Annotated in this window: 7 protein-coding genes; 1 reads left to right on the top strand and 6 read right to left on the bottom strand. The window is 60.9% G+C overall.

Going from position 1 to position 12190, the window contains the following annotated elements; genetic code table 11:
* Window positions 1-101: 101 nt before the first annotated feature.
* Entirely contained in the window at window positions 102-326 is a 225-nt protein-coding gene (locus tag AACY50_RS17670) for a YgdI/YgdR family lipoprotein (RefSeq protein ID WP_339464212.1), read from the top strand.
* Window positions 327-370: 44 nt separating this feature from the next.
* Here the strand turns inward: AACY50_RS17670 and AACY50_RS17665 are convergent, their stop codons facing one another.
* The 6 genes from AACY50_RS17665 to AACY50_RS17640 all read right to left on the bottom strand — a co-directional run bounded on the left by AACY50_RS17665 (window position 371) and on the right by AACY50_RS17640 (window position 12189).
* Window positions 371-745 (bottom strand): hypothetical protein, encoded by a 375-nt coding sequence (locus AACY50_RS17665; RefSeq protein WP_339464213.1) that lies wholly within the window; start codon window positions 743-745, stop codon window positions 371-373.
* Between the two features lie 240 nt (window positions 746-985).
* Entirely contained in the window at window positions 986-2839 is a 1854-nt protein-coding gene (locus AACY50_RS17660) for a polyurethane esterase (RefSeq protein WP_339538933.1), read from the bottom strand.
* Window positions 2840-2957: 118 nt separating this feature from the next.
* Entirely contained in the window at window positions 2958-4646 is a 1689-nt protein-coding gene (locus AACY50_RS17655; RefSeq protein WP_339464214.1) for a polyurethane esterase, read from the bottom strand.
* A 20-nt stretch (window positions 4647-4666) separates the two neighbouring features.
* A complete protein-coding gene (locus AACY50_RS17650) occupies window positions 4667-7753 on the bottom strand; it encodes an autotransporter domain-containing protein (protein ID WP_339538918.1) in 3087 nt (1028 codons plus the stop codon).
* 41 nt (window positions 7754-7794) lie between these two features.
* A complete protein-coding gene (gene eprS, locus AACY50_RS17645; RefSeq protein WP_339538917.1) occupies window positions 7795-10746 on the bottom strand; it encodes an autotransporter serine peptidase EprS in 2952 nt (983 codons plus the stop codon).
* 81 nt (window positions 10747-10827) lie between these two features.
* Window positions 10828-12189, bottom strand: coding sequence for a TolC family outer membrane protein (locus AACY50_RS17640; RefSeq protein ID WP_339538916.1), 1362 nt, complete (start codon window positions 12187-12189; stop codon window positions 10828-10830).
* Window position 12190 lies beyond the last annotated feature (1 nt).

Raw genomic sequence — 12190 nt, 5'->3', positions numbered from 1 at the left:
TTTTTAACCGGCCAATAGAACTTTTCCCGGCGCGATGGCACCAACCGCCTAGGACTCCGACATTGCTCGGTATCACGCGAAATGAGGCATTTGAGGTGGATATGAATATCAAGACACTGGGCATCCCCCTGGCGGTAGCGGCCCTGCTGACCTTGGGCGGTTGCTCGACCCAGACCGTGGTCACCCTGCAAAACGGCACTCAGTACCTGACCAAGGACATGCCGAAAACCGAAACCAGGGATGGCTTCTACGAGTTCGAGGATATTTCCGGTGCGAAAGTCAAAGTACGCGCTGATGAAGTGGCCACGGTGCGCAAGGAAGACTGACCGTTGCGGGCGGAGCTGCCGTTGCGGCAGCTCCTGAAGGCCATTTACTCAGATATCGTCATTCCAGGAATGCTGTTATCGCAACGCATGTAAGTCCCGCCACGCCGGGCGACTTCCCTCTGTAAGCGCTGGCACCGTTCAAGCTCCTGCTGGACCATGCGATCGATGCTCAGATTGCCGGTGGTTTGCGGTTGTTTCCCGTCCCCCAGGCGGATAGTCACGAACGGTTGTTCGGGCTGAATCTGAAAGCGGCTTTTCTCTTCGACGGGTTCCACCACCTCGGTTTTAGCCGGGCCAGGCAGTTGATCGTCGGTTATTCCATAACGGCTCAGGATCGAGCTTTGAGGCAGATCGGCCCAGGCATTGGCCGAACTCAGCGCCAGCCCCACAAACCCGACATACCTCTTGAAACCTCTCACGTTTGAATCTCCTGTACTCAATGGCTGCCTGTACATGACGTGCGCGCACGCCCAGGCTTTAGTGCCGATTCCTGTTACTGCAGGGGTTGAGAGTCAGGTAGTGGCCAATGAGTCACTTTTTACCGCCGCGCTATCGAACTTCGCGAACAAGCCCGCCCCACAGGGAACCTGTGAGCGACACAGATCCAGGGTAGTAGCGGGCTTGCTCGCGAAGGGGCCCTTACAGCCCCCCCACCAACATCAAGCGATCACAATCGCGTCGCCACTCAAGCTATTGAGCGAGACCCCGACCAACGTTACCGAATCACTGCCAAACGTCAGCAGCGTGTCCTGCCCCACCGATGAGGCATGAGCGCGGAAGTCTTCGTTGGGCAAAACACCCTGTACGCCGAAGAACACCAGCTTGTCGTTCGACGTAAAACCCACCACCCGATCCTGGCCGAACGCGCCGTTGAATACGAACGTATCGGCCCCGCCACCCGATTCCATCAAGTCATTACCGGCGCCGCCGACAAATACGTCATTGCCCGCGCCGCCGATCAAATGGTCGTTGCCATCCAGGCCAAACAACCAGTCACCACCGGCATGTGCTTTAAGCGTGTCAGCGCCATATGTGCCCTTCACACTGGATTCGTACGCCGTGACATTGTTGCCGACCTTCAGTCCGCCGGCCGTGACGCTGTGGGTCACATCATCCTTGAACAGGCCCCAGAGGAAACCTGGCTCCCTGGTGACGATGCTGCCGATGTCGCGGGTCAGGCTGATCCCGCCATTGGCATCGCGAATGTACAGATTGCCCGCACCATCATTGGCGAAGTCGAACTTGCTCACCGATTGCTGCAGATCCAGGGTATTGCTGCCCTGTCCGCCAAGGATGATGTTGTAGCCGCCGCTGTCGCGGAAAGTGTCGTTGCCGGCGCGGCCCTCCAGATAGTCATTGCCACTGCCGCCCTGGATCAGATCGTTGCTGTCGCTGCCGATGATGAACGTGCTGCCCTTGTGGGTTTCGGCGTTGCGATTGAGGTCCTGCACCCAGGTATTGGCCCGCGCGGGGTCCGACAGGTTGGCGACGATGATCGTCGAGTCCTTGCTGGTCAGGTCGTAGAACTTCGACTCGATGACCCGATTCATCCCGTCGCCATAGGCGGTGGGCAGGTGCGAGATCCAGGTTGGGATGTTGAGGATCGAGTACGGCAGCACATTCCATGCGTTCGAAGCGTAGTGGTCGTTGAAGCTGACGATGTTGTCGGTGGCCGACTCCTTGGGCGCATCGTGCACGCCGACCGAAGCGCCGGTGAACGTCGAGCCGTCGAGCGCGCGAAACACCGGGTCGTTCTCGTAGCCGACGTTGAGCACCTTGTCAGTGCTGCTTTGGGTCGGCGAGGCGTAGGCGATGTAGTTGGAATCGGCGAAGAACCCGCCCCACTTGCCGCTGCTCAAGTCCGCCATGCTGTTGACCGCGAGGCCACCGAGGCTGTGGCCGCTGACCAGCACGTCCTTGCCGCTGAGGCCGTTGGCCTTGGCGAACGCCACCACGTCATTGAGCAGATTGCCGAAGGCTTCGCCGACGTAGTTCTTGGCGTAATCCTTGGGGCCGAACGCCGCGAGCAGGTCATTGATCACGTCGCCGATCGAGTCACCGATGAGGATTTCCCGCGGGCCACTGGTGCCGCGAAAGGCAATGCCCAGTTCGGTGAGATGACCTTGTGCGTCGTATTTGCCGAGGATTTCGACTTGAGCGCTGGTGTAACCGGCCTTCTCGCCAAAGAAGGTTCCGCGCGCGTCGGTCTTGCCGTCGTAACCCAATTGCGAGGCAGTGATCGGCGTCCAGCCCGCCTTCTTCACCGCATCAAGCGCGAGTTTTTCCGAGTCGGGATTCCACGGAACACCGGGGATCACCCCTTGTGAATCGGTGCCACCAATCAGCGCGGTAACCAGCGTGGCCGGCAGGCCGAGACCGAAGCCGTTGTGCTGGTACCCGGCGGCAAAGCCGTTATCGAGGTTGTGGTAGGAATACAGCGTGATGGCCATGGCGTCGCTGAACAACGCCTTGGAATCGGCTGTACCGAAGTTTTTGTAGTCATACACACCCATTGCCATTGCCTCTCTTCTTGTTGGAATTGTTCAGAGATAGCTCACAGCCAGGGCTCCCCACGCGGGACGCCCCGGAGCATTTCAACACATCGTGCACATCGCTCTATGCGAGCAGGATCTAAGCGAACACGAACGCCGAGTCCGACAGGTTAGCCACTCCAACCCCGATCAGGGTCACGGCATAGTCGCCAATCTTCAGCACGGTATCGTTGCCAGCCTGCGCGACATGTTGCTTGTAGTCGTAGCCCTGGCCCGCACCTTCGACGCCCATGAACACCAGTTTGTCGTTGCCCTGATACCCGTTGATGGCATCAAAACCGAACGCGCCGCTGAACAGGAAGGTGTTGTTGCCACCCACCGCGGTCATCACGTCGTTACCGGCGCCGCCCACGAACGTCACATGGCCCTTGTCGCTGATCAGTTGGTCGTCACCTCCCAGACCGAACAGCCAGTCACCGTCGGCCGTCGCGTGCAGCGCATTGCCGTATGCATCGCCGTTGAGTGAATGGTTGTACTGCGTGAGTTCGCTGCCATGAGTCAGCCCCTTGGCGGTGACGCCCCAGGTGATGTCCTTGCTGCCCCACCATGACCCCGCCTCCTTGCTCACCAGCGCGCCAATGTCGCGAGTCATGCTGATGCCGCCGTAGGCGTCGCGAACGTACAGCGTGCCGTCACCGTCGTTGGCGAAGCTGAAGTTCTGCAACGGTTTGTGCAGCTCAAAGGTGTTGTGGCCCTGGCCGCCGAGCAGGATGTTGAAGCCGCCATCATCCCGAAAACGGTCATCACCGCCCAAGCCTTCGAGGAAGTCGTTGCCCGCCCCGCCCTTGAGCCAGTCATTGCTGTTTGTGCCGATGATGAAGGTGCTGCCAGTGTGCGGTTCGCCGCTGCGCCCCAAGTCTTCGACCCAGGTGTTACCCCGGGATGACGCCTCCAGGTTGGAGACGATGATGGTCGAGTCCTTGCTGGTCAGGTTGTAGAACGTTGAGCCAATGACCCGATTCAAACCATCGGCATACCCCAGCGAACCATGCGCCGACCAGCTCAGCGGATTGATGATGCTGAACGGCACCAGGTTCTGTGCGGTAGACGCGTAGTTGTCGTTGAAGTTGACGATATTGTCGGTGGTCGAATCATGCGGCTTGTCGTGTTTGCCCATCGAGGCGCTGCTGAACGTGGTGCCGTCGAGCACGCGGAACACCGGATCGTTCTCGTAGCCGATGTTCAGCACGTGGGTACCGGTGCTGCTCTGGGTGGGCGAAGCGAAGGCGATGTAGTTGGCATCCTTGAAAAAACCGCCCCAGTGACTGGCGCTCAGATCCGCGACGCTGTTGACGCCCAGGCCGCCAAGGCTGTGGCCGCTGATCAGCACGTCTTTGGCGGCGATGCCGTGAGCAATGGCAAACGTTGCGACAGCCTTGAGCAGGTTGTCGAACGCATTTTTGGCGTAGTTGCTCGCGTAATCCGACGGCCCGACGGCGGCCAGCAGGTTGTTTTTCAAGTCCCCGAAGGTGTCGCTGTAACCCAGCCCACCGGTGCCACGAAAGGCAATGCCGATACCAATCAACTGGCCGGCGGCGTCGTATTTGCCGAGCACTTCGGCCTCGGCGCTGGTGAAGCCGTCCTTCTCGCCGAAGAACGTTCCCTGCGCGCCGACGTTGCCCTGATAACCCAGCGCCGTCGCCGTGACCGGCCTCCAACCGGTCGCCGGCAATGGCTGCCCCGTCGGCGTGTAGGCGTACAGCGTCAGTGCGATGGCATCGCTGTACAACGCTTTGCCATCGGCATTTTTGTAATCAAACAGTCCCATGTTGTGCTCCCTCTTTCAAATCAGAACTGCCAGTCCAGAGTCAGGCCAACACCGTGGTCTTTCTCATGGGAACCGATCAGCCCGTTGTAATCCAGGTTGACCCGCACATCGCGATTGAGCGCCAGACCGGCACGCACGCCGACCACAGCAGCATCACGGTCCATCGACACACTCTGCACCTTGAACGCACTGTTGCCGTTGGCGAAGGCCAGGTGACTCTCGGCATCAACGCTGCTCAGGTTGTGTTGCCAGCCCAGGCTCGCACCCAGTTCCAACTGGTGCTTGTCCGACAGGGCAAACGTGCGTTTGGCCCGTACACCGAGGGTCGACAGCACTGCATCACGATTGTCTTCGCCGCCCTTCAGTGCGGTGGCGTCACCCTTCTCGGTGAAGCTGTCGCTGTTGAGGTGCACGTAAGCCAGATTGGCGAACGGTTCCAGGTTCATCGGTTGCAGACGCAGATCGTAAGCCGCCTCTGTGAACAATTGCGCAGTGCTCGCATCGCGTTTGACCTTCTGCTTGCCGCTGACATCGCCCAATTGGAGGTCACGTTTCACATCGATGCGATGCCAGCTATACGCACCGCCAACGGTCAGGCGCAGCGCATCGATTTCATGGCCCAGATAGGCACCCAAGTGATAGCTGTCGACCGACGCCGAGGAATGCGTGCCACTGCCCATGTTCAACGAGCTGTCGCTATAACCGGTCACGAAGCCCAGACGGGTATCTTCAGTTATCAAGCCGTCAACGCCGGCCAGCAAGCCGCCGATGGAGGTGGTGCTGTCAGCATTTTTGTACCCGCCGTCACTGCTCCCCCAGGAACCCAGCACCTTGACCCAAGCGTTGCTGCGATCGTCGGTGGGGGCATTGGCATTGAACAGGTCACGTTCGCGCAGACGTTCACCCACGGCATCGCGCAGGTAACGGCTGTCGTTGATCAACAGGGTACCAATGGCCGGGTGAATCTCACCGGACAACTGCTGGAACGCTTGCTGCGCCGATGCCGCGTTTGTTGACAACAACAGCGTTTCGAACAGGGCATTGCCCGCGCCCAAACGCTCGGCAGCGGCACCGACGGCGCGCTGGTTCGGCGTCAGCCCCACGCTGGCGAACGATGCGTCGTTACGCCCCACCGCCAGTTGAATGCCACCTGCCGAGTAATCGAGGGTGCCACCGAGGAACGCGTAGTCCGGCAGCACCTGCCCGAAGCGTCCTTCAATACCGCCCGCCGCTTGCAGGATGTTGTATTGGGTGCCCAGCAGGCTTTTCACTTGGCCGGTGGTCAGCAGTGTCGGGCTGTTTTCCAGCGACATGCTCACCGTCGCCCCTTCGATCACAGCCTTGCCGGTCGCAATGATCTGGTCACTGCTGGTTGGCGATAACTCCACCGCGTAGGTCGAGCCCGGCGCGAAGGTCACATCCCCCGCCACATTCAGGGTGCCGATAGAGTTGCCCGGAGCGACCGTACCGCCGCTTTTCACCGACAGCGCGCCGATGTGGCCGTTACCGCCGAGGATACCGCCGTCATTCACGGTGACCGCCGATTGCAGCGACCCGTTGATGGCCAGGCGCCCCTGATTGACCAGGGTCGGGCCGCTGTAGGTGTTGTTGCCGGTCAGCACCAGCGTGCCGATGCCTTGTTTGGTCAAACCGCCGTGCCCGGAAATGTCGTTGCGCCAGGTATCGAGACCGCACGTGATGTCGGTGCACACGCGTTCGGTGGGTTTGCCTTGGTCGATGATCGCGCCGATGCCGGGCAAATCCGCGACAAACTGGCCGGAGCCATAGGCGCCGTCGATACGGAATTCAGCCGGAATGTCCTGCTCGGTGACGAACATCGCCGGGCCATCAATGCCTTTGCGCAGGTTGATCATGCCCCAGCCGTACAAGGCGTCGATGCCCGGTGCGCCGAGGTCGGTGGCCGTGGTTCGCAAAACGCTGGCGACCTGATCGCCGGACATGTACGGGAAGCGCTCCATCAACACGGCCATGGAGCCGGCCACATGCGGCGCGGCCATTGAGGTGCCGTTGTAGTTGGCGTAACCCGTGGCGAGGTTGTCAGCGTTGGTGCCACTGATGATCGAACTGTAGATCCGCGTACCCGGTGCCGAGACGCAGAAACTCGCGGTGTAACCGCAACGCGAAGAAAACGTACTGATGATGTACGGGTCGGAACTGGCCAGATTCGGGTTCTGTTGCAACGCCGCGACGGTGATCCAGTTCGGCGCAATGTCCGGGACGAAATAGCCGAGGCCGGCGATGGCGTCCGGGTTGTTGAGGTTGTAATCGTTGCCGGCGGCGAAGATCGTGACGATGCCGCTGCGTGCGGCGGCAATCGCCCCGTCATACGCACCGCCGGGCTTGGTGCCGAGCAGTGTGCGGATCTCGTTGAACTGCAATTGTGCGTCGTTGACCGTGAAGTGCGGGTACGCCGGGTCGCGGCCGCCGAGGTCGAAACGGTCGGTAATGCCGATGCCCCAACTGTTGTTGATGATCCGCGCGCCGCTGGCGATCAGCGCATCCCACCCGGCCTTGTACACCGCGCCGTCGTTGCCGCGAACAATGCCGTCTTCCGGGCCTGGGTCGCCGTTGTCGGCGCTGATGATTTGCGCGCCGAACGCCACGCCGTGCATCGGACCGCCATCGCGACTGCCCGCCGCGATGCCGCCGACGTGGGTGCCGTGGGCGCCAAGTTTGCCGTTGGAGCCGACTGAGGGCGAACCGTCATAAAGGAACGTATCCCCGGCTTTGACCGGGATGTACGGGTCGGTGTATTCGCGAATACCCCGGGTGACCAGCGTGATGACTTTGTTGCTGCCGGAAAACTCCGGGTGCGCGGCGTACACCGGTTGGTCAAAGATCCCCAACTTGACGCCCTTGCCGGTGTAACCGGCGGCGTAGGCGTAATCGGCCCCGATAGCGCCCAGCCCCCAATCGGCCTGGAATTCGGCGCTGCGCCAACTGCTGGCATCGCCCGTGCGACCGTTTTCCACATAGGGTGCAGCCTGCGCTGTGCCCCAGGTGGTCAGTGCGCACAACACCGCGCAATTCAGGGTTTTAAGGGCGAAGCGACCACCCGATTGCGCGCAGGTATTGTTGTTATTCATCCAGCGACCTTCCTTAGTGATGTTGCGAAAAATCCGTTTGTTCAAAACAGCCAGTTCAGACTCACGCCGACGCCGTGGCTCTTCTCGCGATTGGCCAGTTGTGCGCTGTAATCAAAATTCACCCGTACATCGCGGCTCAGCGCCAGGCTCGCCTGCACGCCGACCAGCGCGGCATCGCGTACCAGCGCCGAACTCTCCACCGAGTAAGGCGTGCCCCCGCTGGCAAAGCGCAGGTGTTGCTCGGATTCGATGTCGTTCAGGCTGTGTTGCCAGCCGAGGTGGCCGCTCACATCCAGTGTCTGCTGAGCCGACAGATTGAAGGTCTTGATCGCCCGCACGCCGAGCGTGCTCAGCACCGCTTCACGCTGATCGCCCGAGCTTTTCAGCGCGGCACCAGCGCCCTTCTCGGTAAAACCCTCGCTGTCCAGATGCACGTAGGCCAGATTGGCAAACGGCTCCAGCGCGAGTGGCTGCTGGGCCAATCGATAAGCTGCCTCGCCAAACACTTGGGCGGTGCTCGCCTCCACCTTGGCTTTCTGTTTGGCGCTGACGTTGCCGTACTGCAAATCACGCTTCACATCGGCGCGATGCCAGCTGTAGGCCGCGCCGGTGCTCAAGCGCCAGGCACCAATGTCATGTCCGGCGTAGGCACCCAGGTGATAGCTGTCGACCTTGGCCGAGGAATGCGTGCCCGACCCCATGCCAAGCGAGCTGTCGCTGTAACCGGTGACCAGACCGATGCGGGTCTGCTCGTCCAGCGCGCCGTCGACACCGGCCAGAAGACCGCCAATTGACGTGCTGTAACCCGCCGTGTCATGACTCGAATCGGTGCTGCCCCATGCGCCGAGGCCTTTGATCCAGCCATTGCTTAGCGCAGCGCGGGGTTCACGTAAACGCTCGGCCACCGCATCGCGCAACGGGCGGCTGTCGTTGATCAGCGCCGAACCGAGGGCCGGGTAGATTTCGCCGCTCAGTTGCTGGAAGGCGTGTTGCGCGACAGCCGCGTCTGGCGACAGCAGCACACTTTCGTAAACCGAGTTGCCCGCGCCCAAGCCTTCGATTGCAGCGGCCACCGCACGTTGATTCGGCGTTTGGCCGACGCTGGCAAACGTGTTCGCGTTGCGTTCGACGTTGAGTTCAATACCACTGGCGGCGTAGTCGAGGCTGGCGCCGATAAACAGATAGTTCGGCAGCACAGCGCCGAACTGGCCCTCGATGCCACCGGCCGCTTGCAGGATGGTGTACTGGCGCCCGAGCAGGCTTTGCGCCTCGGCGGTACTGAGCAAGGTGGGGCTGTTTTCCAGTGACAGGCTGACGGTTGCGCCGCTGACGGTCGCGGTACCGCCGGCAACGATACGGTCGCTGCTGGTGGGCGACAGTTCAACGGCATACGTCGAACCCGGTGCGAAATTGACATCGCCGGCCACGTTCAAGGTACCGATGGAATTGCCCGGCGCCACCCGGCCACCGCTGTTGGCGGTCAATGAACCGACCCGGCCGGAACCGCCAAGCGTGCCGCTGTCGTTCACGGTGACGGCTGACGTCAGCGACCCGTTGACCGTCAGCAAGCCGCCGTTGATCGTGGTGGCACCGCGATAAGTGTTTTCCCCGGTGAGGATCAAACGCCCGGCGCCGGACTTGATCAGGCTGCCTTGATACGTCCGCCCCGCTGCTGCAGCGTCGCGAGCGCTGCCCACCGCGTAATCGGTTAGATCCTGTTGACTGGCATTGGCCCCGACACCGTTCTGCCAGCCCTTGTCCCGCAAGGTTTGCTGCCAGGCACTGTGTTCGGCAAGGTCTTCGCGTTGGCGCTGAATCAATGCCTTGTCGGAGATGTCGTTGCTCCACACATCGCTCTGTCCGCCCGCCAGACTGACGTCGAACGTGCCGAGCAACTGCCCCGGCCCGTGCATCGCCCGGTTCAGGTTGGCCACCCCCCAACCGACTCGCTCGCTGGGCGCATCGGTCACTGAACCATCGAGTTGCGTGGCGGTGGTCAGCAGCGTTTCGAGCGCCTGCTGATTGTTCATGTACGGGTAACGTTCCATCACCAGCGCCAGTGCCCCGGTCGCGTGTGGCGCCGACATCGAGGTGCCGGACTTGATCGCGTAACCGCCGCCGGGAACGGTGCTGTCGACCTTCGCCCCCGGCGTGGTAATGCACCAGAATTTGGCGACGCCGCACTGGTTGTACTTCTGCTGATTGCTTTGATCCAGGCCCGACACCGCCAGCCAATGACCTTCAAGATCCGGCTGAAAGTACGGCAACGTCGAGCGCACGCTGGCGTTCGGATAGCCACTGTTGCCCGCGCTGAAGACGTTGATCACCCCGCGTCGCGAGACGTCGGCAGCCGCGTCGAGCCAGGTGCCTTTGTTGAAGTGTTGGGCGTAGGCCGCCTGCAAATCGGCGAGTGTGCGGTAACTGACATCCGGCGGCTGGCTGCCCCAACTGTTGTTGATCGCCCGCACGCCGGCATCGGCCAAAGCGTCATAAACCGCTTTGAAATAGCGCGGATCAGGATTGGGGCCAAACAGGAAACGGTCGTTCTTGTTGGTGTTGCCGACGTAGATTTGCGCGTTGTAAGCCAAGCCGTGCATGCCCGCGCCATCACGGGCCGCGCCCATGGTGCCGACGACGTGGGTGCCATGGGCGTCGTTGTTGGGGTTGACGTTGCCGTCGATGCTGAACAGTGCGCCGTCGATGTAACTGCCGTTGGCCTGCACCGGGTGATAACGGTCAGGGGCAAACTCGGGATGGGCAGCATCGAAACCGGAATCGAGCGCGCCAATCTTGACGCCCTTGCCGGTAATGCCGGTGGCGTAGGCTTGATCGGCCTGCATGCGCTCAAGGCCCCAGTCACGCTGGAATTCGGCACTACGCCAACTGGCGGGATCGCCGGGTCTACCAGGTTCCAGGTATTGCGCCTGGGCCTGAGCGATAGAAACAGCGAGCAACAGCGTGCCGACCGCTGCCGGCTTGATGTGTACGTCCATGTTCACGACTCACTTTTATTGTTTTATGCAGATTCTTCTGCGGTGTTGCTTGAGGCCCTCACTCAGCGCTGTCCCTGACGGTCAGGGCTGATGAGCAACAACAAACGCCTCATCCACCCGAGCCAGATCCTGCTCGCTCAAGGTGCCGGCGTAGTAGTGCAATTTGGTCCAGGCCATCAAATAGTCGTACCGCGCCTGCGCCAGATCGCGGCGGGTGGTAAACAGTTGTTGCTCAGCGTTCAACGCATCCAGATTGGTCCGTTCACCGCCGAGAATGCTCTGCTTGGTCGACAACACCAGCGCTTCGGCCGAGGTCAGCGCCTTTTGATAAGCACGCAATTTATTCACCCCTGACAGGCAGGCGTTGAATTGGCGACGCAGTTCGATCAGCGTTTCGCGAGTCTTGCCATCGAGTTCGTATTCGGCCTGCTCCATGGTACGGCTGGCCTGACGTGTCGAGGCCGACACGCCACCACCCGCGTACAAAGGCACGCTCACTTCAAAACCAATGGTGTTGGTGTCATAGCGCTGGTTGTACGTGTTGCCGCTTTCCGATTCGTTCTGGCGCACCGTCGCGTACGCGCTGACCTTGGGCAGATGCCCGGCGCGATTACGTTCCACTTCATAGCGCGCCACTTCGACTGCCTGACGTTGCGAGGCCAGGTTCGGATTGTTGCTGATTGCCAGTTCGTGCCACGTGTCGTAATTGGCAGGTTGCAGCGCAAAGGTCTGGAAACTCTGATCCAGTGGCGCCAGATCGCTGATGTCCACGGCTGGCACACCGACCAGCGCCCCCAACTCACGCAACGCGGCGTCCTGCTCGTTGTGCGCCTCGATTTCCTCGGCGGTCGCCAGTTCAAAGCGCGACTCGGCTTCCAGAATGTCGGTGCGCGTGCCCTCGCCCTGCTTGAACATGTGCTCGTTTTGCTGGAATTGCTGCTCATAGGCCTTCTTCTTGGCCTGGGCAATGTCAATCTGATCCTGAGCAAACAAGGCTTTGGTGTAGTTATCCAACACCCGCACCAGCAGTTCCTGGCTCCTGCCGCGAAAATTCGCGTCGGCAAACAGCGACTGCGCAACACCTTTGCGATAGGCCGCATACGCTTCGTAATCCAGCAACGGTTGTTGCAGCGTCAGGCTCGAGCCGTAACTGTTGTAATTGCGGTTCTCGGTGTAGTTGCCGCGCTCATTGAGTTGCGTGACCTTCGAGGTATTGTGGCCCTTGTTGTAGTTGTAACCGATTTTGGGCAACAGCCCGGCGCGACCAATGGCGCGGTTCTCAAGGCCAGCGTCGCGCTCCTTGATCGCCCCCAGGAACACTGGATCATTGCGCAGCGCCTGCTCGTAAATCTCGAATGGCCCCATGGCCGCCAGTGCACTGTTGCCCGCCAGCAGCGCGAACGCGGCCGTCAGTATGGAAAGCTTATTCATACAGCCGAACATC

Source organism: Pseudomonas sp. RA_15y_Pfl2_54 (assembly GCF_963971015.1).
Lineage (GTDB): Bacteria > Pseudomonadota > Gammaproteobacteria > Pseudomonadales > Pseudomonadaceae > Aquipseudomonas > Aquipseudomonas baetica_A.
Note: the sequence above shows the minus strand (reverse complement) of the source record. Positions and strands in the feature narration are given on the sequence as shown.

Coding starts and splice junctions, on each gene's coding strand:
- AACY50_RS17670 (WP_339464212.1), top strand. CDS start 102: ATGAATATCAAGACACTGGGCATCCCCCTGGCGGTAGCGGCCCTGCTG.
- AACY50_RS17650 (WP_339538918.1), bottom strand. CDS start 7,753: ATGAATAACAACAATACCTGCGCGCAATCGGGTGGTCGCTTCGCCCTT.
- AACY50_RS17640 (WP_339538916.1), bottom strand. CDS start 12,189: ATGTTCGGCTGTATGAATAAGCTTTCCATACTGACGGCCGCGTTCGCG.
- AACY50_RS17655 (WP_339464214.1), bottom strand. CDS start 4,646: ATGGGACTGTTTGATTACAAAAATGCCGATGGCAAAGCGTTGTACAGC.
- AACY50_RS17660 (WP_339538933.1), bottom strand. CDS start 2,839: ATGGGTGTGTATGACTACAAAAACTTCGGTACAGCCGATTCCAAGGCG.
- eprS (WP_339538917.1), bottom strand. CDS start 10,746: ATGGACGTACACATCAAGCCGGCAGCGGTCGGCACGCTGTTGCTCGCT.